This is a genomic window from Streptomyces sp. NPDC030840, assembly GCF_055572015.1.
In genome coordinates this window covers 198,230-219,586 of record NZ_JBVIEE010000007.1, presented here as the reverse complement: position 1 = coordinate 219,586, position 21,357 = coordinate 198,230, and the positions used below count along the sequence as shown (strand labels likewise).

Sequence of the window (21,357 nt, the reverse complement as noted above, 5' to 3'; positions counted from 1 at the left end):
GTTGGGCGGCTCACATCAACCGCTAAGTTGTCAGATCTGCAAGGGGCGCCTCTTCGGCGTCCCTTCTTTCTTGGCCCCCGCTCTCCGGCCCCCGCGTTCCCTCCCCACTCTCTTTAACGTTGGGTGTGCCCTGCGCGTTCATGGGCGAAACCGAGCGTTCATGGAGTGAGACAAGGCCGGAAGGTAGAGTCCAGCGGCGTGCACCTCAAGGCCCTGACCCTCCGCGGGTTCAAATCGTTCGCCTCGGCGACCACGCTGCGGTTCGAGCCGGGCATCACGTGTGTCGTGGGTCCGAACGGCTCGGGCAAGTCCAACGTCGTGGACGCGCTGAGCTGGGTCATGGGCGAGCAGGGCGCGAAGTCGCTGCGCGGCGGCAAGATGGAGGACGTCATCTTCGCCGGCACCACCGGGCGCCCCCCGCTCGGCCGCGCCGAGGTGTCCCTGACCATCGACAACTCCGACGGGGCCCTGCCCATCGAGTACGCCGAGGTCACGATCACGCGGATCATGTTCCGCAACGGCGGCAGCGAGTACCAGATCAACGGCGACACCTGCCGCCTCCTCGACATCCAGGAACTCCTCTCCGACTCCGGCATCGGCCGCGAGATGCACGTCATCGTCGGCCAGGGCCAGCTCGACTCCGTTCTGCACGCCGACCCCATGGGCCGCCGGGCCTTCATCGAGGAGGCGGCCGGCGTCCTCAAGCACCGCAAGCGCAAGGAGAAGGCGCTCAGGAAACTGGACGCGATGCAGGCCAACCTGGCCCGCGTCCAGGATCTGACCGACGAGCTCCGCCGCCAGCTCAAGCCGCTGGGCCGCCAGGCCGCCGTCGCCCGCAGGGCCGCCGTCATCCAGGCCGACCTCCGCGACGCCCGCCTCCGCCTGCTCGCCGACGATCTCGTACGGCTCCGCCAGGCGCTCCAGGCCGAGGTCGCCGACGAGGCCGCGCTGAAGCAGCGCAAGGAGGCCGCCGAGGTAGAGCTGAAGAAGGCACTCCAGCGGGAGGCGCTGCTGGAGGACGAGGTACGGCAGCTCACGCCGCGCCTGCAGCGGGCCCAGCAGACCTGGTACGAGCTCTCGCAGCTGGCCGAGCGGGTGCGCGGCACGATCTCGCTGGCCGACGCCCGGGTGAAGAGCGCCACCTCCGCGCCCGTCGAGGAGCGGCGCGGGCGCGACCCCGAGGACCTGGAGCGCGAGGCCGCCCGGATCCGCGAGCAGGAGGCCGAACTCGCAGCGGCTCTGGAGGCGGCCGAGCGCGCCCTGGAGGACACGGTCGCGCACCGGGCCGAGCTGGAGCGGGAGCTGACCGTCGAGGAGCGCCGGCTGAAGGACGTCGCCCGCGCCATCGCCGACCGACGCGAAGGCCTGGCCCGGCTGGGTGGCCAGGTCAACGCGGCCCGCTCCCGCGCGGCCTCCGCCCAGGCCGAGATCGACCGCCTGGCCGCCGCCCGGGAAGAGGCGCGGGAACGAGCCGTCGCCGCCCAGGAGGAGTACGAGGCACTCAAAGCCGAGGTCGACGGCCTGGACGCGGGTGACGCGGACCTCGCCGAGCAGCACGAGGCGGCCAAACGGGCGCTGGCCGAGGCGGAGTCGGCCCTGACGGCCGCCCGCGAGGCGGCCACCACCGCCGAACGCGAGCGGGCCGCGACCCGGGCCCGCCACGAGGCCCTGGCCCTGGGACTGCGCCGCAAGGATGGCACGGGCGCCCTGCTGACGGCGAAGGACCGTATCGGCGGACTGCTGGGCCCGGCCGCCGAACTGCTGACGGTGACCCCGGGCTACGAGGTCCCCCTGGCCGCCGCCTTCGGAGCCGCCGCCGACGCCGTCGCCGTCACGACCCCGTCCTCCGCCGCGGACGCCATCCGTCTGCTCCGCAAGCAGGACGCGGGGCGGGCGGCACTGCTGCTGAGCGGCGCCCCCGACGACGTGCCACCGCGGGAGCGCACCGACGGCCCCCCGTTCGCCGCCGACCTGGTGCGCGGACCCGCAGAACTCATGCCCGCCGTACGGCGGTTGCTGCGCGGCATCGTCGTTGTCGGCACCCTGGAGGACGCCGAGGACCTCGTCTACGCGCGGCCCGACCTGACCGCCGTCACCGCCGAGGGCGACCTGCTCGGCGCGCACTTCGCCCACGGAGGCTCCGCCGGAGCGCCCAGCCTGCTCGAAGTGCAGGCGTCCGTCGACGAGGCGGCGGCCGAGCTCGAAGAACTCGCCGTGCGCTGCGAGGAGTTGACCGAGGCTCAGCACCAGGCCACCGAACAGCGCAGGGAACGGGCCGCGCTCGTCGAGGAGCTGGGGGAGCGGCGGCGGGCGGCCGACCGGGAGAAGTCGGCCGTGGCGCAGCAGCTCGGCCGGCTCGCCGGGCAGGCCCGCGGTGCGGCCGGGGAGGCTGAGCGCAGCACCGCCGCGGCCGCCCGGGCGCAGGAAGCCCTCGACAAGGCCCTGGCCGAGGCCGAGGAACTGGCCGAGCGGCTCGCCGTCGCCGAGGAGATGCCGGTCGAGGAGGAGCCCGACACCTCCGTACGGGACCGGCTCGCCGCCGACGGTGCCAACGCGCGGCAGACCGAGATGGAGGCCCGGCTCCAGGTGCGCACCCACGAGGAGCGCGTCAAGGGGCTCGCGGGGCGTGCCGACTCACTGGACCGCGCCGCGCGCGCCGAGCGCGAGGCGCGGGCGCGGGCCGAACAGCGCAGGGCACGTCTGCGGCACGAGGCGGCCGTGGCCGAGGCCGTCGCGTCCGGTGCCCGGCAATTGCTCACCCACGTCGAGGTCTCCCTCGTCCGCGCCGATGAGGAGCGCACCGCCGCCGAGGCCGCCAAGGCGCGCCGGGAGCAGGAGCTGGCGCAGGCCCGCAACCAGGGCCGCGACCTCAAGGCGGAACTCGACAAGCTGACCGACTCGGTGCACCGCGGCGAGGTGCTCGGCGCGGAGAAGCGCATGCGGATCGAGCAGCTGGAGACCAAGGCGCTGGAGGAGCTGGGTGTGGAGCCGGCGGGCTTGATCGCCGACTACGGCCCCGACCAGCTCGTACCGCCCTCTCCGCCCGCCGAGGGCGAGGAGCTGCCCGAGGACCCCGAGCACCCGCGCAACCAGCCCAGGCGGTTCGTCCGCGCGGAGCAGGAGAAGCGGCTCAAGGCGGCCGAGCGGGCCTACCAGCAGCTCGGCAAGGTCAACCCGCTCGCGCTGGAGGAGTTCGCCGCGCTGGAGGAGCGTCACAAGTTCCTCAGCGAGCAACTGGAGGACCTGAAGAAGACGCGCGCCGATCTCCTGCAGGTGGTGAAGGAGGTGGACGAGAGGGTCGAGCAGGTCTTCACCGAGGCGTACCGGGACACGGCCCGGGAATTCGAAGGGGTCTTCAGCCGGCTGTTCCCCGGCGGTGACGGCCGGCTCATCCTGACCGACCCCGACAACATGCTCACCACGGGTGTCGATGTGGAGGCGCGTCCGCCCGGCAAGAAGGTCAAGCGGCTCAGCCTCCTCTCCGGCGGCGAGCGGTCGCTGACCGCCGTCGCCCTGCTGGTGTCGATCTTCAAGGCACGGCCGAGTCCCTTCTATGTGATGGACGAGGTCGAGGCGGCCCTCGACGACACCAACCTCCAGCGGCTGATCCGCATCATGCAGGAGCTCCAGGAGGCCTCCCAGCTGATCGTGATCACCCACCAGAAGCGCACGATGGAGGTCGCGGACGCGCTGTACGGCGTCTCCATGCAGGGCGACGGGGTGTCGAAGGTGATCAGCCAGCGGCTCCGCTGAAGGCGGGCGCCCGCAGAGCTGCTCGGTTTCCATTTCTTCAAACCTTGAACTCAAGGCTCTCACCTGCGCCTCACCGCTTGGGCAGACCCGCTTATTGACTTCGAAACTTGAAGGCATAGTCTCGGCAACGTTGGTTTTGCCTTCAGGTGTCACCACCTTGAAGGGCTCACCCCCACGCCGGCAGCGACGCCGGTGGCCCGAGGAGTACACGTGACCCGCACAGCGCAGGAATCAAGGTCTGGAGCCCGGGACGCTCATCCCGAGCATCTCTCCCACGTCATCTTCATCGCGGCGGCGGCCGCGATGGGCGGCTTCCTCTTCGGCTACGACAGCTCCGTGATCAACGGCGCCGTCGAGGCCATCCGGGACCGCTACGACATCGGCTCCGCGGCGCTGGCGCAGGTCATCGCCATCGCGCTGATCGGCTGCGCCGTCGGCGCAGCCACCGCGGGCCGCATAGCCGACCGCATCGGCCGCATCCGGTGCATGCAGATCGCGGCCGTGCTGTTCACCGTCAGCTCGGTCGGCTCGGCGCTGCCCTTCGCCCTCTGGGACCTCGCCTTCTGGCGCGTGGTCGGCGGCTTCGCCATCGGCATGGCCTCCGTGATCGGCCCCGCCTACATCGCCGAGGTCGCGCCGGCCGCGTACCGCGGCCGCCTCGGCTCCTTCCAGCAGGCCGCGATCGTCATCGGCATCGCCGTCTCCCAGCTGGTCAACTGGGCGCTCCTCAACGCCGCGGGCGGCGACCAGCGCGGTGAGCTGCTGGGCCTGGAGGCCTGGCAGGTCATGCTCGGCGTGATGGTCGTCCCGGCCGTGCTGTACGGACTGCTGTCGTTCGCGATCCCCGAGTCCCCGCGGTTCCTGATCTCCGCCGGCAAGGAGGCGCGCGCCCGCGAGGTGCTCGCCGACATCGAGGGCGAGGGCGTCGACCTGGACGCCCGCGTCGCCGAGATCAAGGGCGCCATGCGGAGCGAGCACAAGTCCACCTTCAAGGACCTGCTCGGCGGCGGCTTCCTCTTCAAGCCGATCGTCTGGATCGGCATCGGCCTGTCGGTCTTCCAGCAGTTCGTCGGCATCAACGTCGCGTTCTACTACTCCTCGACGCTGTGGCAGTCCGTCGGCGTCGACCCGACGGACTCGTTCTTCTACTCCTTCACGACGTCGATCATCAACATCGTCGGCACCGTGATCGCCATGATCTTCGTCGACCGCATCGGCCGCCGCCCGCTCGCCATCATCGGTTCCGTCGGTATGGTCGCCGGACTCGCGCTGGAGGCCTGGGCGTTCTCGTACGACCTTGTCGACGGCAGGCTGCCCGCCGCCCAGGGCTGGATCGCGCTGATCGCCGCCCATGTGTTCGTGCTCTTCTTCGCCCTGTCCTGGGGTGTGGTCGTCTGGGTCATGCTCGGCGAGATGTTCCCGAACAGGATCCGCGCCGCCGCCCTGGGTGTGGCCGCCTCCGCGCAGTGGATCGCCAACTGGGCCATCACCGCGAGCTTCCCGTCCCTGTCCGACTGGGACCTCTCCCTGACGTACGTGATCTACACGGTCTTCGCCGCGCTCTCCATCCCCTTCGTGCTCAGGTTCGTGACGGAGACCAAGGGCAAGGCGCTGGAGGAGATGGGGTAACGCGCCGGGCCGCCCACCGAACCCGGGGAGAGGGGCCAAGTCCCCGCCGCCCCTCTCCTCGTATCCTCCGCCGCCCCGTCCCGGCCACTGCCCGGGCCGGGGCGGCGTATTCAGTCCGGGATCAGGCCGAGATCAGTCCGAGAGCCGCGGCAGCACGTCCTCACAGAACAGGTGCAGGCTGCGCCAGCCCTCGTCGACCGGCATCCCGCCGGACAACGGATGCAGGACGAAGTTGTCCAGGCCCTGCGCCAGACACTCGTCAGGGGTGAGGATCCGGTACACGCCCTCGGCGCGCAGTTCGTCCACCGTCGTGGCGGACGACTTCACCGCCGAGCGGGTGTCCTCCGACTGCCACGAGGCGTACGTCCGCGCCTCGTGCAGGAAGTGCTCGCCGTACACCGCCCACGCCCGGTCCGGATCCTCGGCGACGTGCAGCAGCGGGGTCTCGGCCGCGGGTATCATGGTCCAGCCCTCGGTGCCGTACTCCACGAGCCGCTCCTTGTAGTACGCCTCCAGCTCCGGCAGGTGCGCGCTCGGGAAGAACGGCAGACCGAGACGGGCCGCCCGCCGGGCCGCCGCCTTCGACGAGCCGCCGACCAGCAGCAGCGGATGCGGCTCGGTGTACGGACGTGGAGTGACGCGGACCATGCGGCCCCGGTACGAGAACGGCTCACCCGTCCACGCCTTCAGCACCGTCTCGAGCACCTCGTCCTGGAGTCTGCCGCGCCGCTTCCACTCCACGTCGAACAGGGCGTACTCCTCCGGCCGGTACCCGATCCCGGCCACCGTCACCAGCCGGCCACCGCTCAGCAGGTCCAGCACGGCGATGTCCTCCGCCAGCCGCAGCGGATCGTGCAGCGGCCCGATGACCGCCGAAACGGTCACCGCGATCCGCCGGGTCGCCCCGAAGACCGCGCCCGCGAAGGCGAACGGTGACGGCAGCCAGTTGTTCGCGACCCCGTGGTGCTCCTCCGTCTGCACGGTGGTGATCCCACGGTCGTCGGCGTACGCGGCCATCTCGACGGCGGCCCGGTACCGGGCGCTCAGCGACGCAGGGGTCGCGCCGGGCTCGACGAGGTTGAAACGGACGACCGTGACGGGCATGGGGACCCCCTCGTGGCGTAGGTGGAGAGGGACGTTAGCTGACGGACAGTCAGGTTTCCATAGTCGCGATCGTGTGACTGTGGCGAGGGTGTGTCACGGCCCACCGCATGAGCCGTGACACACCCTGGGGACGCTGCTCGCGTACCCGACGGGATTCGCATACTGGTCCCGTTTTGAACCCTCCCCCCGTGAATGAGGGGATTCCTGGCTCACGCTGCTCGGCCGCTCAGCGAGCGATCGAGTCTCACGCGATCAGCACCAGCCGGGTTGGAACCAGCCCGGTGGGGCCTACAGCCCCGCGTGGACAACGAACAGCCGAGCCGGGCGTCACGCCATACTGGGTTGCGTTATGGAAATCCTCATCCTTGTTCTAGTCATCGCCGTGGTCGTGTTCGCCGCGATCGGCGGACTCGTCATCGGCAGCCGCAGAAAGAAGCCGCTGCCGCCGGCGCCCCCCACGACGCCCGACATCACCGCACCCCCGGCCGAGCCGCACGTCGGCGACGAGGCCGAGACGCCGCGCGACGAACCGCGCCGGACGATCGAGGAGGTGGATCTCCCCGACGGCTCGGCCGGTGTCGCCGTGGAGGAGCCGCCTTCCGTCGAAGAGCTCGTAGCTCCCGAGATCGAGATCCCCGAGCCCACCGCCGGCCGCCTGGTCCGGCTGCGCGCCCGGCTCTCCCGCTCGCAGAACGCCCTCGGCAAGGGGCTGCTCACGCTGCTCTCCCGCGAGCACCTCGACGAGGACACCTGGGAGGAGATCGAGGACACGCTCCTCACCGCCGACGTGGGCGTGCAGCCCACCCAGGAGCTGGTCGAGCGGTTGCGCGAGCGTGTGAAGGTGCTCGGCACCCGCACGCCTCAGGAACTGCGCGGGCTGCTCCGCGAGGAGCTTCTCCAGCTGGTCGGTACCGACATGGACCGCACCGTGAAGACGGAGCCGGAGACCAGCAAGCCCGGCATCGTGATGGTCGTCGGCGTGAACGGCACCGGCAAGACCACCACCACCGGCAAGCTCGCCCGGGTGCTGGTGGCCGACGGCCGCAGCGTCGTCCTCGGCGCCGCCGACACCTTCCGTGCCGCCGCCGCCGACCAGCTGCAGACCTGGGGCGAGCGGGTGGGCGCCCACACCGTGCGCGGCCCGGAGGCCGGCGACCCCGCCTCCGTCGCCTTCGACGCCGTCAAGGAGGGCAAGGAGATCGGCGCCGACGTCGTCCTCATCGACACGGCGGGCCGCCTTCACACCAAGACCGGCCTCATGGACGAGCTCGGCAAGGTCAAGCGCGTCGTCGAGAAGCAGGCCCCGCTGGACGAGGTGCTGCTGGTGCTCGACGCGACGACCGGTCAGAACGGGCTGATCCAGGCCCGCGTCTTCGCCGAGGTCGTCGACATCACCGGCATCGTGCTGACCAAGCTCGACGGCACGGCCAAGGGCGGCATCGTGGTCGCCGTCCAGCGCGAGCTCAACGTGCCGGTCAAGCTGGTGGGTCTGGGAGAGGGCGCCGACGACCTGGCGCCGTTCGAGCCGGAGGCGTTCGTGGATGCGCTCATCGGCGAGTGAGCGTGTGTACCAGCCGTACGAATTCGCGGAAGGACCCCATCACGTGATGGGGTCCTTCGCTGTTGTTCCCGGCGGGGCGAACGGTGCCGGTCGCGGCACTACGCCCGCGACCGGTGCGCCACATACGCCAGCGTGCCCAGCAGCAGGCGCGCGGCGGGTGGTTTCGTCGCCGAGTCCAGGGCGGGGGAGCGGAGCCAGCGGACCGGGCCCAGGCCCCCTCGGTCGGAGGGCGGGGCCGTGACGTACGTGCCCGGGCCCAGTCCGCGCAGGTCGAGCGAGGACGGGTCGTCCCAGCCCATGCGGTAGAGCAGCTCGGGCAGCTCGGCCGCCCCGCCCGGGGCGACGAGGAACTGGGCGCGGCCCTCGGGGGTGGCGATGACGGGGCCGAGGGGCAGGCCCATCCGTTCGAGCCGGACCAGGGCCCGGCGTCCCGCGGGGGCGGCGACCTCGATCACGTCGAAGGCGCGGCCCACCGGCAGCATGACCGAGGCGCCGGGGAACTCCGCCCAGGCCGTGGTCACCTCGTCGAGCGTCGCTCCGGCGGGCACCAGGGGCGCGAAGTCGAGGGGATGCGCGCCGGGCGTACGGCAACTCATCCGGCCGCAGGAGCACGCTCCCGCCGCGGCCCGCGCCCCGGGGACCACGTCCCAGCCCCAGAGTCCCGTGAACTCGGCCACGGCGGTGCATTCCGACGAGCGGCCGCGCCGGCGCGCGCCGGATCGCATGTCCCGAATGCCGCCGATCGTGAAGCCCATACCCCCTCCAACGGGTCCGGCGCGCCAGCGGTTACGAGACGAGACCGGATCGTGACGCTGTGCTTCCGGCCCCGTCCGGAGGGCGGCTCGTCCCGGTGGCGCTAGGTGGTGCTCCGGGTGGTGGGCTCGACGGCGCGCGCCTCTGAATGCATCGCTCCGCCCACCCCCGGCCGTCATGTGTCAAGTGAATCGCGTGAAGGCGACGATGAGTTCATTCGAAGGGGTGGCGAATGGTGGCGTTTCCGGATTGCCCATGGCTGGACGGGTGATCGTAGGATTACTGTGTGTGTACGAGTTCCCGGGGCGCATGCGCTCGTGGGTATGCCGGAGGCAAGTCGAGTTCCCGTTCGATGGGTGGCAGCGGCCGGAAGCGTGACCGCGGCGACCGGCATTCTGATAGGGCTTGGTGCACACAGCGCACAGCTTCGCGCACACAGCGCACAGGTGGTTTCAGGAATGGGGGCGTTCCAGTGGGCGGCAACGGCGGAGGCGGTACGAACGCTGACAAGCGCCCCAACGAGCTCCTGAGTTCGTGGTTCGTGCGGAGCGGCTGGTCCAAGGGTGAGCTCGCCCGCCAGGTGAACCGCAGAGCACGCCAGCTCGGCGCCAACCACATCTCCACGGACACCTCCCGCGTGCGCCGCTGGCTCGACGGCGAGAACCCGCGCGAGCCGATCCCCAGGATCCTGTCCGAGCTGTTCTCCGAGCGGTTCGGCTGTGTCGTCGCCGTCGAGGACCTGGGGCTGCGCGCCGCCCACCGGTCCCCGTCCACCTCCGGCGTCGACCTGCCCTGGACGGGCCCGCAGACCGTGGCACTGATCAGCGAGTTCTCGCGCAGCGACCTGATGCTGGCGCGGCGCGGCTTCCTCGGAACCTCGCTGGGCCTCGCTGCGGGCCCGTCCCTCATCGAACCGATGCAGCGCTGGCTGGTGCCCTCGCCCCCGGCCCCCCGCCAGGCGCCGGAGCCCGCCGGCGCCGCGCGTCGTCCGGGCAGGCTGTCCAGGCCCGAGCTGGACCTCCTGGAGTCCACCACCGTGATGTTCCGGCAGTGGGACGCCCAGTGCGGCGGCGGCCTGCGCCGCAAGGCGGTCGTCGGCCAGCTGCACGAGGTGACGGACCTCCTCCAGGAGCCCCAGCCCGAGGCCACCGCCAAGCGACTGTTCAAGGTGGCCGCGGAGCTCGCCGAGCTGGCGGGCTGGATGAGCTACGACATCGGGCTCCAGCCGACCGCCCAGAAGTACTTCGTCCTGGCCCTGCACGCCGCCAAGGAAGCGGGCGACAAACCCCTCGGGTCGTACGTGCTGTCCAGCATGAGCCGTCAGATGATCCATCTGGGCCGCCCCGATGACGCGCTGGAGCTGATCCACCTCGCGCAGTACGGCAGCCGTGACTGCGCGAGCCCGCGCACCCAGTCCATGCTGTATGCGATGGAGGCCCGCGCGTACGCCAACATGGGCCAGCCCAGCCGGTGCAAGCGGGCCGTCCGCATGGCCGAGGACACCTTCGCCGACGCCGACGAGTGGGACGAGCCGGACCCGGACTGGATCCGCTTCTTCTCCGAGGCCGAGCTGTACGGGGAGAACTCCCACTCCTACCGCGACCTCGCCTATGTCGCGGGCCGCAGCCCCACCTACGCCTCCATGGCCGAGCCCGTGATGCGCAAGGCCGTCGACCTGTTCGCGGAGGACGGCGAGCACCAGCGGTCGTACGCACTCAACCTGATCGGCATGGCCACGGTGCACCTGCTGCAGCGCGAGCCCGAGCAGGGCGCGGTGCTCGCCCGGAGGGCCATGGAGGTCGCCCGAAAGGTGCGTTCCGAGCGGGTCACCACTCGTATCCGAAAGACCGTCGACACGGCCGTACGCGATTTCGGAGATCTCGCCGAGGTCGTGGACCTCACCGACCAGCTCGCCAAGCACCTGCCCGAGACCGCCGAAGCGGTCTGACGCCCTCCGCTCCAGAGCCCGAGACTCCGGCCGCGGCCGGCCATCCCGACTACCCGACTCGGCTCCCCCATGCCAGGTCATCGGATGGCCGCCCGCGGCCGGTACGCGTGCCCTTGCCCGGGGCTTTACCGAAGGTTGCGTCACGATAACGATCGTGCGGTCCGACATCCGGCAGTTCATCAAGGCGTAACACGCGGGGTGCCTTCGTCACGGCGGCGAAACATCGAGGGGCCTCCACCGAAACCGCGCTGCGTCAATCTCGTGGCGCATAACCGGCCCACCCCTCATTCCGCTCAGGCTTCGCCCGCACGGGGCCGTACCTATTGACGAGGAGACGCCGATGGCATCAACCGCCATCACGCTAGCCGCAGAGGCGCCCAAGCTCTCTGCCGCCAACACAGGTTTCATGCTCATCTGTTCTGCCCTGGTGCTGCTCATGACCCCGGGCCTCGCCTTCTTCTACGGAGGCATGGTCCGCGTCAAGAGCACGCTGAACATGCTGATGATGAGCTTCATCAGCATGGGGATCGTCACCATCCTGTGGGTGCTGTACGGCTTCTCCATGGCCTTCGGTACGGACTCCGGCAGCATCATCGGCTGGAACTCCGACTGGCTGGGCCTCAGCAACATCGGCCTGACGCAGCTGTGGGACGGCTACACGATCCCGATCTTCGTCTTCCTGGTCTTCCAGCTGATGTTCGCGATCATCACGCCCGCCCTGATCAGCGGCGCCATCGCGGACCGCGTGAAGTTCACGGCGTGGAGCCTGTTCGTCGCGCTGTGGGCCACGGTCGTCTACTTCCCGGTGGCCCACTGGGTCTGGGGCGCCGGCGGCTGGGCCTTCGAGCTGGGTGTGATCGACTTCGCGGGTGGTACGGCGGTCCACATCAACGCGGGTGCCGCGGCGCTCGGCGTGATCCTGGTCATCGGCAAGCGCGTCGGCTTCAAGAAGGACCCGATGCGTCCGCACAGCCTGCCGCTCGTCATGCTCGGTGCCGGTCTGCTGTGGTTCGGCTGGTTCGGCTTCAACGCCGGTTCGTGGCTGGGCAACGATGACGGTGTCGGCGCGCTGATGTTCGTCAACACCCAGATCGCCACCGCCGCCGCCATGCTCGCCTGGCTGATCTACGAGAAGATCCGCCACGGCGCGTTCACCACGCTCGGTGCCGCCTCCGGCGCGGTCGCCGGTCTGGTCGCCATCACCCCCTCCGGTGGTGCGGTCTCCCCGCTCGGCGCGATCGCCGTCGGCGCCATCGCCGGTGTGCTGTGCGCCATGGCCGTCGGCCTCAAGTACAAGTTCGGCTACGACGACTCGCTGGACGTCGTCGGTGTCCACCTCGTCGGCGGTGTCGTCGGCTCCCTGCTGATCGGCTTCTTCGCCAGCGGTCACGGACAGTCCGATGTCGCCGGCCTGTTCTACGGCGGCGGCCTGGCCCAGTTCTGGAAGCAGTGCGCCGGTGTGTTCGCCGTCCTCGCCTACTCCCTGGTCGCCTCCGCGGTCCTCGCCTTCCTGATCGACAAGACGATCGGTATGCGGGTCTCCGAGGACGACGAGGTCGCCGGCATCGACCAGGCGGAGCACGCCGAGACCGCATACGACTTCAGCGGTGCGGGCGGCGGCGCCGCCAAGACCGCCGTCGCTGCCGCCGCCGCGGCCGAGAGCAAGAAGGTGGACGCATGAAGCTCATCACCGCCGTCGTGAAGCCGCACCGGCTCGACGAGATCAAGGAGGCCCTGCAGGCCTTCGGAGTGCACGGACTGACGGTCACCGAGGCCAGCGGCTACGGTCGTCAGCGGGGACACACCGAGGTCTACCGCGGCGCCGAGTACACGGTCGACCTGGTCCCCAAGATCCGCATCGAGGTGCTGGTCGAGGACGACGACGCCGAACAGCTGATCGACGTCGTCGTCAAGGCGGCCCGCACCGGCAAGATCGGTGACGGCAAGGTCTGGTCCATCCCGGTCGATACGGCCGTCCGGGTCAGGACCGGCGAGCGCGGCCCGGACGCGCTCTGACGAGAAGAACAGGAGTCGCTGGGTGACGAGTACGGACGTACGTACGGAAGCAGAGGACTCGGGACCCAGCGGCTACGCGGCGGCCCGGCTGCGCCTCCTCCAGGAGGGGGCGCGGTCCGGGCCGCCGCGCCGTGCGGCCCTCGCCGAGCTCACGGACGACTGGCTGAGCGGTCTCTTCACCGCCGGAGCCGAAGATCTGCGCGGTGTGTCGCTGGTCGCCGTCGGCGGTTACGGCCGGGGCGAGCTGTCGCCGCGCAGCGACCTCGACCTGCTGCTCCTCCACGACGGGAGCGACGCGGACGCGGTGGCCGCCCTCGCCGACCGCATCTGGTACCCGGTGTGGGACCTGGGCCTCGCCCTCGACCACTCCGTGCGCACACCCGCCGAGGCACGCAAGACCGCGGGCGAGGACCTCAAGGTGCAGCTCGGCCTGCTGGACGCGCGCCACATCGCGGGCGACCTCGGACTGACCGCGGGCCTGCGCACCGCCGTGCTGGCCGACTGGCGCAACCAGGCGCCCAAACGACTCCCGGAACTGCAGGAGCTGTGCGCCGAGCGCGCCGAGCGCCAGGGGGAGTTGCAGTACCTGCTGGAACCCGACCTCAAGGAGGCCCGCGGTGGCCTGAGGGACGCCACGGCCCTGCGCGCCGTCGCCGCCTCCTGGCTCGCGGACGCACCCCGCGAGGGCCTCGCCGACGCCAGGCGCCGCCTCCTCGACGTACGGGACGCGCTGCACCTCACCACCGGCCGCGCCACCGACCGGCTCGCCCTCCAGGAACAGGACCAGGTCGCCGCCGAACTCGGTCTGCTGGACGCGGACACGCTGCTGCGCCAGGTGTACGAGGCCGCCCGCGTCATCTCGTACGCCACGGACGTGACCTGGCGCGAGGTGGGGCGCGTGCTGCGCTCGCGCGCCGTGCGGCCGCGACTGCGCGCCATGCTCGGAGGCGGGAAACCCACCGCCGAGCGCTCCCCGCTTGCGGAGGGCGTGGTCGAGCAGGACGGCGAGGTGGTGCTCGCGCGGGCCGCCCGCCCCGAGCGCGACCCCGTCCTGCCGCTGCGCGCCGCCGCCGCTGCCGCCCAGGCCGGACTGCCCCTCTCGCTGCACGCGGTCCGCCGTATGGCGGCCGCCGCCCGTCCCGTCCCCACGCCGTGGCCCGCCGAGGCGCGCGAACAGCTCGTCACGCTGCTCGGCTCCGGCCGCCCGACCGTGGACGTCTGGGAGGCGCTGGAGGCCGAGGGCCTGATCACCCGCCTGCTGCCCGACTGGGAGAGGGTGCGCTGCCGTCCGCAGCGCAACGCCGTGCACCTGTGGACGGTCGATCGGCACCTGATCGAGACGGCCGTACGCGCCTCCGAGTTCACCCGGCGCGTCCACCGCCCCGACCTCCTCCTGGTCGCCGCGCTCCTGCACGACATCGGCAAGGGCTGGCCCGGCGACCACTCCGTCGCGGGCGAGATCATCGCCAAGGACGTGGCCGCCCGCATAGGGTTCGACCGCGACGACGTGGCCGTGCTCGCCACCCTCGTACGCCACCACCTGCTGCTCGTGGAGACGGCCACCCGGCGCGATCTGGAGGACCCGGCGACGGTCCGCTCGGTCGCCGAGGCGGTCGGCTCCCAGGGCACCCTGGAGCTGCTGCACGCCCTGACCGAGGCGGACGCGCTGGCCACGGGCCCGGCGGCCTGGTCCTCCTGGCGCGCCTCACTGGTCGCCGACCTGGTCAAGCGGGTGGCGGCGGTGCTCTCCGGCGACGCCCCCGAGGAACCCGAGGCGGACGACGAGGCGCCCACCGCCGAGCAGGAGCGGCTCGCCATCGAGGCGTTCCGCACCGGTGGCCCCGTCCTGGCCCTGCGCGCCCAGACCGAGCCGCCCGGCGAGAGTGACGACAAGTCCTCCGACGAGCCCGAGCCCCTCGGCGTCGAGCTGCTCATCGCCGTGCCCGACCAGCCGGGTGTCCTGCCCGCGGTCGCCGGCGTCCTGGCCGTGCACCGCCTGACCGTGCGCACGGCGGAGCTGCGCGCCCTGGACCTGCCCGACGCCGTCGACGGCTCCGTGCTCCTGCTGAACTGGCGGGTGGCGGCGCAGTACGGCTCCCTGCCCCAGGCCGCACGGCTCCGCGCCGACCTGGTACGGGCCCTGGACGGCTCCCTGGACATCGCCTCCCGCCTGGCCGAGCGCGACGCGGCGTACCCGCGCCGCCGCGGTGTGGTCGCGCCCCCGGCGCGGGTGACCGTCGCCCCGGCCGCCTCCCACCACGCCACGGTGATCGAGGTACGCGCCCAGGACGCGCCCGGGCTGCTGTTCCGCATCGGGCGGGCACTGGAGGACGCGAACGTACGGGTGCGGAGCGCGCACGTCAGCACGCTCGGCGCCAACGCGGTGGACGCCTTCTACGTGACCAGCGCCAAGGGGGTGCCGCTGCCGGGGGAGGAGGCCGCCGCGGTGGCACGGGCGCTGGAGGAGACGTTGCGGGGTTAGCCGACAGGGGCGCCCAGGGTTGGCCGACAGGGGCGCCCAGGCTCCGTACAGAACGGGTGGAGACCCCACCGCACCCAGACAGATACCCTGGAGGGCAACCCACACTGCCCCCGACTCCGAGGACCGAAGCCGCCGTGTTCGATACGCTCTCCGATCGCCTCTCAGCGACTTTCAAGAACCTGCGGGGTAAGGGACGCCTCTCCGAGGCCGACATCGACGCCACGGCACGTGAGATCCGCGTCGCGCTGCTCGAAGCGGACGTGGCGCTTCCGGTCGTCCGGGGGTTCATCAAGAACGTCAAGGAGCGGGCGCTCGGCGCCGAGGTCTCCAAGGCGCTGAACCCGGCCCAGCAGGTCCTCAAGATCGTCAATGAGGAGCTCGTCCAGATCCTCGGCGGCGAGACCCGGCGCCTGCGCTTCGCCAAGCAGCCGCCGACCGTGATCATGCTGGCCGGTCTGCAGGGTGCCGGTAAGACGACCCTCGCGGGCAAGCTCGGCAAGTGGCTCAAGGAGCAGGGGCACTCCCCGCTGCTGGTCGCCGCCGACCTCCAGCGCCCGAACGCGGTCAACCAGCTCAGCGTGGTCGCCGAGCGCGCCGGCGTGGCCGTGTTCGCACCGGAGCCCGGCAACGGCGTGGGTGACCCGGTCAAGGTCGCCAAGGACTCCATCGAGCACGCGAAGGCGAAGGTCCACGACATCGTGGTCGTCGACACCGCGGGCCGCCTGGGCATCGACCAGGAGATGATGCAGCAGGCCGCGGACATCCGTGACGCGGTCGGCCCCGACGAGATCCTGTTCGTCGTCGACGCGATGATCGGTCAGGACGCGGTCAACACGGCGGAGGCGTTCCGCGACGGCGTGGGCTTCGACGGTGTGGTGCTGTCGAAGCTGGACGGTGACGCGCGCGGTGGTGCGGCCCTGTCGATCGCCTCCGTCACCGGCAAGCCGATCATGTTCGCGTCGAACGGTGAGAAGCTCGAGGACTTCGACGCCTTCCACCCGGACCGGATGGCCTCCCGCATCCTCGACATGGGTGACCTGCTCACCCTGATCGAGCAGGCGGAGAAGACCTTCGACCAGGCCGAAGCCCAGAAGATGGCCGAGAAGCTGGCCTCCAAGAAGGGCCAGGACTTCACCCTCGACGACTTCCTGGCCCAGATGGAGCAGGTCAGGAAGATGGGCTCCATCTCCAAGCTGCTCGGGATGCTGCCGGGCATGGGCCAGATCAAGGACCAGATCAACAACCTCGACGAGCGGGACGTCGACCGCACCGCCGCGATCATCAAGTCGATGACCCCGGGTGAGCGGCAGGACCCGACGATCATCAACGGCTCGCGGCGTGCCCGTATCGCGCGCGGTTCGGGTGTCGAGGTCAGTGCGGTGAAGAACCTCGTCGAGCGGTTCTTCGAAGCCCGGAAGATGATGTCCCGGATGGCGCAGGGCGGGGGCATGCCCGGGATGCCCGGCATGCCGGGCATGGGGGGCGGTCCCGGCCGGCAGAAGAAGCAGCCGAAGAAGGCCAAGGGCAAGCAGCGGTCCGGCAACCCGATGAAGCGCAAGCAGCAGGAGCAGGAGGAGGCCGCCCGGCGTGCCGCCGCGGCCCAGGGGGGCGCCCCGGGCGGCGCGTTCGGCCTGCCGGGTCAGCAGGGTGGTCAGGACTTCGAACTGCCGGACGAGTTCAAGAAGTTCATGGGCTGAGGCTCTCGCGCCCCGTCAGGGGCGCGGGGAACCGTGCGACCAGCCGCGCGGGGAACCGCCGGGCTACGGCGTCGTCGCGATCAGGTAGCGGAACACGTTCGGCATCCACACCGTTCCGTCACCGCGCCGGTACGGGTGCAGGGCCTCCGCCAACTCCTTGTCGACCTGCACCTGGTCCGTGGCCGCGACGGCCGCGTCGAACAACCCGGTGGACAGCAGCCCCCGCACGGCGTTGTCGATGTCGGCGTAACCGAAGGGACACGCCACCCGCCCGGACCCGTCCGGCCGCAGGCCGGCCCGCTGGGCGACCTCCTCCAGGTCGTCCCGGAGGGCGGGACGCCAACTCCCCGCAGTACGCAACGGATCCGCCAGCTTGCCGGCCACCCGGAGCACGGACGACGTCGCGCACCGCTCCGGCGGCCCCCAGCCCACCAGCACCACGGGCGTGCCCCGCCCGGCCAGTGGTGTCGCCTCGGTGAGCAGCTCGGCGAGCCCCTCGGAGTCTCCCGCCACACAGCCGATCGGCTCGAAGGCGGTCACGAGGTTGTACGTGGTCTCACCGGAGGCACCGGCCGCTCCAGCCGCGTCCGCCGGAGTGCCGTCGATGACCCGGGAGTCCGCACGCCAGCGTGTGCCCCCCGCCTCCCGCACCAGCCTTTCCCGCGCCAGACACACCCGTTCGGGTGACTGGTCGTCGATGCCGGTGACGGTGGCACCCCGGGAGGCCGCCATTAACAGAGCGAGCCCGGAACCGCAGCCGAGCCCCAGCACCCGTGTACCGGACCCCACTTCGAGTCGCTCATAGACGGCCTCGTAGAGCGGCACGAGCATCCGTTCCTGGATCTCGGCCCAGTCACGCGCGCGTGTGCCCTGGTCCACGCGGGGTGCTGCCCCCGCGCGAGGTAGGTGCTGCCGCACGAGCGTAGGTGTCATATCGAAAGCGCCCCAATCCGCCGAGAGTTGCCCTGTGCCGTTTCCTGGCCCCCGTGCAGTGCGCTCGCACTCCCCCCGCCGTATCCCCCCGTATGCCAGGAAACTCCGCCCCTGGCGTCGCGTCCAGTGCTCACGGGCACCGGCTTGTGCGCCGAGCGGGCGCGGGGAAAAGAATTCACATCCCCGCAACGTGCCGCCGTACGATCGCGCCATGGCAAAGGCACCCGTTCTCACCCCCCGGGCGGACGACTTCCCCCGCTGGTACCAGGACCTGGTCAGCAAGGCCGAGCTGGCCGACAACGGGCCGGTGCGCGGCACCATGGTCATCCGACCGTACGGGTACGGGCTGTGGGAGCGGATGCAGGCCGAGATGGACGCCCGCATCAAGGGGACGGGCACGCAGAACGCGTACTTCCCGCTGCTGATCCCGCAGTCGTACCTCACCCGTGAGGCCGACCACGTCGAGGGCTTCGCGCCCGAACTCGCCGTGGTCACCCACGGCGGCGGCAAGGAGCTGGAGGAGCCGGCCGTCGTCCGCCCGACCTCCGAGATGATCATCAACGACTACTTCTCGAAGTGGGTGCAGAGCTACCGCGACCTGCCCCTGCTGATCAATCAGTGGGCCAACGTGGTCCGTTGGGAGCTGCGGCCCCGGCTGTTCCTGCGCACCACCGAGTTCCTCTGGCAGGAGGGCCACACCGCGCACGCCACCTACGAGGACGCGCGCGACTTCGCTTCCCACATCCACCGCGAGGTCTACGAGGACTTCATGGTGAACGTCCTGGCGATGGACGTCGTCCCCGGCCGCAAGACGGTCAGGGAGCGCTTCGCGGGAGCCGTCAACACGCTCACGCTCGAAGGCATGATGGGCGACGGCAAGGCCCTCCAGATGGCCACCAGTCACGAGCTGGGCCAGAACTTCGCCAGGGCGTTCAACACCCGCTACCTGTCCAAGGAGGGCACGCAGGAGCTCGTCTGGCAGACCTCCTGGGGCTCGACCACCCGCATGATCGGCGCCCTGGTGATGATGCACGGTGACGACAACGGACTGCGCGTCCCGCCGCGCCTCGCCCAGACCCAGGCGGTCGTCCTCGCGATCAAGGGCGACGACGCGGTTCTGGCCAAGGTCCACGAGATCGGCGAGCGGCTGAGGGCGGCGGGCGTACGCGTCCATGTCGACGACCGCACCGACACCCCCTTCGGCCGCCGTGCGGTCGACTGGGAGCTCAAGGGGGTCCCCGTGCGGATCGAGGTCGGCCCCCGCGACCTGGAGAACGGGACCGCGATGCTGGCCCGCCGCATCCCCGGAGGCAAGGAGCCGGTCTCCCTGGACTCCCTGGCAGACCTCGTCCCCACCGTCCTCGAAGAGGACCAGGCGCTCCTGCTGAGGCAGGCCCGGGAGCGCCGCGAGTCCCGTACGACGGACGTGGCGACGTTCGAGGAGGCCGTCGAGGCCGTCACGGCCGGCGGCTGGGCGCGCATCCCGTGGGCGGTCCTCGGCGCGGAGGGCGAGGCCAAGCTCGCGGACCACGCGGCGACCGTACGGTGTCTGGTCGCCGAGGACGGGTCGGTGCCCGAGGCCGAGGACGCACCGGGTAACGTCGCCGTAGTGGCGCGCGCTTACTAGAGCGGTCCCTTCCGCCGTGCGAGAGGCCGAAACGCCCCTTGCGCACCTGATGAAATCAGGCGCCCCGGCGCGCGGACCTCGTCTACGCGCTGGGGCGTATGTGCGGCTACGTACCGCCTTGGTGCCAGCTGTGAGGCTTCTCCGCAGATCGGCGCACCCGCCCTCGTCAGGTCGCATCAGCGGCAACTGACGGGTACGTGCAAATTATTTGAGATGCCCCGGAATAGGAACACAGCGGGACTCAGGCTCGTTGTCATTACGTGAGCACGACACAGACACCACCTGTTCTCGCCGCGGAGCTGGCGCAGGCGTGGGCCGACATTCAGCGGCACCACCCCGAGCTGCCGGATCTCGCCGCTCCCGAATCCCTGATCGGAGAGTCGTCGTCCGCCTGCGGGCACGAGCTCTCCTTCGAGCGACTGCTCCATGAGGCAGTCCACGGCATCGCCGCCGCCCGAGGGGTCCGCGACACCTCGCGCGCCGGCCGCTACCACAACCGCAGATTCCTCGCGATCGCCGAGGAGCTGGGCCTGGACCACCCCGAGGAGCCGCACCCCAGCAGCGGGTTCTCGCTGGTCACGCTCAACCCCGAGGCGAAGCGCCGGTACCGCCCGACCATCGAGCGGCTCCAGCGCGCGCTCAAGGCCCACTCCGCGGCCACCGCCGCCGACACGGCCCGCTCCTTCCGCGGTCCGGCCGCCCGTCACGGCTCCTCCGGGGGCGGTGTCCGGGTGAAGGCGGTGTGCGACTGCGGGCGCAACGTCCGAGTCGTTCCGTCGGTCCTGGCTCAGGCGCCCATCGTGTGCGGCGGGTGCGGAAAGCCCTTCCGTATCCCCGAGGTGGTCGGCGCGGCGGCGAGTTGAGACGACGGCTGCTCGTGGCAGCCGTACCTCCACCGTCGCAAGCGGGCAGCACGCATGGGTGTGGCGGCACCCTGCCCGGACGGCGAGCGGGACGAGCTTCGCCGGTCCGGCGCCGGGTGCCGCTCAGTCATGCCCGTAGACCCCCTCGTGGCAGGAGCGATCTCCGACGTGTGGCAGAATGGCTAGCTGTACTCGACAGCCGCACAGGACCCCTCTCTCCTCCGGCTGACGCGTCCATCGGGCACTCGGGTACCGCAACCCCACGCGGCTCTCTCGCCGTGCCCAACCACGTCAAACCAGGAGAACCCACTCCCGTGGCAGTCAAGATCAAGCTGAAGCGTCTGGGCAAGATCCGTTCGCCTCACTACCGCATCGTCGTCGCCGACTCCCGCACCCGCCGTGACGGCCGGGCCATCGAGGAGATCGGCAAGTACCACCCGACGTACCACCCGTCGGTGATCGAGGTCGACGCCGAGCGTGTCGCGTACTGGCTGGGTGTCGGCGCGCAGCCGACCGAGCCCGTGCTCGCGATCCTCAAGAAGACCGGCGACTGGCAGAAGTTCAAGGGCGAGCCCGCCCCGGCTCCGCTGCTCGTCGCCGAGGCCAAGTCCTCGCGCCCGTCCTTCGAGGCTCTCGGCGGTGACGACGAGACCAAGGGTGAGGCCATCACCCAGAAGAAGAAGGCCGACAAGAAGGACGAGGCTGTGGCTGAGTCCGAGTCGACCGAGGCCTGAGCATGCTCGAGGAGGCTCTCGAGCACCTCGTGAAGGGCATCGTCGACAACCCTGACGATGTGCAGGTCGCCTCGCGCAACCTGCGCCGCGGGCGCGTCCTCGAGGTCCGGGTCCACCCCGACGACCTCGGCAAGGTGATCGGCCGCAACGGCCGCACCGCGCGTGCCCTGCGCACCGTCGTCGGCGCCATCGGCGGCCGTGGCGTCCGCGTCGACCTCGTCGACGTGGACCAGGTCCGCTGACACAACGCAACACCG

Annotated in this window: 15 protein-coding genes; 12 read left to right on the top strand and 3 right to left on the bottom strand. The window is 71.0% G+C overall.

What is annotated here, in order from left to right; all coding sequences use genetic code 11:
- Nucleotides 1-198: 198 nt before the first annotated feature.
- Complete coding sequence (gene smc / locus ACZ49J_RS18065; RefSeq protein ID WP_467449119.1) at nucleotides 199-3,753, top strand: chromosome segregation protein SMC; 3,555 nt, start codon at nucleotides 199-201, stop codon at nucleotides 3,751-3,753.
- Nucleotides 3,754-3,963: 210 nt separating this feature from the next.
- Entirely contained in the window at nucleotides 3,964-5,382 is a 1,419-nt protein-coding gene (locus ACZ49J_RS18060; RefSeq protein WP_467449118.1) for a sugar porter family MFS transporter, read from the top strand.
- 132 nt (nucleotides 5,383-5,514) lie between these two features.
- On the opposite strand, the gene ACZ49J_RS18055 is transcribed toward ACZ49J_RS18060, so the two are convergent.
- Nucleotides 5,515-6,486 (bottom strand): LLM class flavin-dependent oxidoreductase, encoded by a 972-nt coding sequence (locus ACZ49J_RS18055; RefSeq protein ID WP_467449117.1) that lies wholly within the window; start codon nucleotides 6,484-6,486, stop codon nucleotides 5,515-5,517.
- Between the two features lie 349 nt (nucleotides 6,487-6,835).
- Between ACZ49J_RS18055 and ftsY the strand changes: the two genes are divergently transcribed.
- Nucleotides 6,836-8,047, top strand: a complete 1,212-nt coding sequence (ftsY, locus tag ACZ49J_RS18050; protein WP_467449116.1) for a signal recognition particle-docking protein FtsY — start codon at nucleotides 6,836-6,838, stop codon at nucleotides 8,045-8,047.
- A gap of 98 nt (nucleotides 8,048-8,145) precedes the next feature.
- Here ftsY and ACZ49J_RS18045 read toward each other — a convergent pair whose 3' ends face one another.
- On the bottom strand, nucleotides 8,146-8,802 hold the full coding sequence (locus ACZ49J_RS18045) for a bifunctional DNA primase/polymerase (protein WP_467449115.1): 657 nt from the start codon (nucleotides 8,800-8,802) through the stop codon (nucleotides 8,146-8,148).
- Between the two features lie 470 nt (nucleotides 8,803-9,272).
- On the opposite strand from ACZ49J_RS18045, the gene nsdA reads away from it, so the two are divergent.
- The 5 genes from nsdA to ffh all read left to right on the top strand — a co-directional run bounded on the left by nsdA (nucleotide 9,273) and on the right by ffh (nucleotide 16,943).
- Nucleotides 9,273-10,748 (top strand): transcriptional repressor NsdA, encoded by a 1,476-nt coding sequence (nsdA, locus tag ACZ49J_RS18040; protein WP_467449114.1) that lies wholly within the window; start codon nucleotides 9,273-9,275, stop codon nucleotides 10,746-10,748.
- A 340-nt stretch (nucleotides 10,749-11,088) separates the two neighbouring features.
- Nucleotides 11,089-12,429 carry an ammonium transporter gene (locus tag ACZ49J_RS18035; RefSeq protein ID WP_467449113.1) on the top strand — a complete coding sequence of 447 codons (1,341 nt, stop codon included), beginning with the start codon at nucleotides 11,089-11,091 and terminating at the stop codon, nucleotides 12,427-12,429.
- Nucleotides 12,426-12,764: a P-II family nitrogen regulator gene (locus ACZ49J_RS18030; RefSeq protein ID WP_003993253.1), complete on the top strand. Its 339-nt coding sequence runs from the start codon at nucleotides 12,426-12,428 to the stop codon at nucleotides 12,762-12,764. The genes ACZ49J_RS18035 and ACZ49J_RS18030 overlap by 4 nt, the downstream gene beginning before the upstream one ends.
- 22 nt (nucleotides 12,765-12,786) lie before the next feature.
- Nucleotides 12,787-15,246 (top strand): [protein-PII] uridylyltransferase, encoded by a 2,460-nt coding sequence (locus ACZ49J_RS18025; protein WP_467449112.1) that lies wholly within the window; start codon nucleotides 12,787-12,789, stop codon nucleotides 15,244-15,246.
- A gap of 134 nt (nucleotides 15,247-15,380) precedes the next feature.
- The gene (ffh, locus tag ACZ49J_RS18020) at nucleotides 15,381-16,943 is read left to right on the top strand and encodes a signal recognition particle protein (RefSeq protein ID WP_467449111.1); all 1,563 of its coding nucleotides are present in this window, start codon (nucleotides 15,381-15,383) and stop codon (nucleotides 16,941-16,943) included.
- A gap of 63 nt (nucleotides 16,944-17,006) precedes the next feature.
- On the opposite strand, the gene ACZ49J_RS18015 is transcribed toward ffh, so the two are convergent.
- The gene (locus ACZ49J_RS18015; protein ID WP_467449110.1) at nucleotides 17,007-17,876 is read right to left on the bottom strand and encodes an SAM-dependent methyltransferase; all 870 of its coding nucleotides are present in this window, start codon (nucleotides 17,874-17,876) and stop codon (nucleotides 17,007-17,009) included.
- 211 nt (nucleotides 17,877-18,087) lie between these two features.
- Between ACZ49J_RS18015 and proS the strand changes: the two genes are divergently transcribed.
- The 4 genes from proS to ACZ49J_RS17995 all read left to right on the top strand — a co-directional run bounded on the left by proS (nucleotide 18,088) and on the right by ACZ49J_RS17995 (nucleotide 21,342).
- Complete coding sequence (gene proS, locus ACZ49J_RS18010) at nucleotides 18,088-19,503, top strand: proline--tRNA ligase (RefSeq protein WP_467449108.1); 1,416 nt, start codon at nucleotides 18,088-18,090, stop codon at nucleotides 19,501-19,503.
- A 260-nt stretch (nucleotides 19,504-19,763) separates the two neighbouring features.
- Complete coding sequence (locus tag ACZ49J_RS18005; protein WP_322723047.1) at nucleotides 19,764-20,366, top strand: hypothetical protein; 603 nt, start codon at nucleotides 19,764-19,766, stop codon at nucleotides 20,364-20,366.
- A gap of 314 nt (nucleotides 20,367-20,680) precedes the next feature.
- Complete coding sequence (gene rpsP, locus ACZ49J_RS18000) at nucleotides 20,681-21,100, top strand: 30S ribosomal protein S16 (protein WP_467449106.1); 420 nt, start codon at nucleotides 20,681-20,683, stop codon at nucleotides 21,098-21,100.
- Between the two features lie 2 nt (nucleotides 21,101-21,102).
- Nucleotides 21,103-21,342 (top strand): RNA-binding protein, encoded by a 240-nt coding sequence (locus tag ACZ49J_RS17995; protein WP_014176063.1) that lies wholly within the window; start codon nucleotides 21,103-21,105, stop codon nucleotides 21,340-21,342.
- Nucleotides 21,343-21,357: the final 15 nt, after the last annotated feature.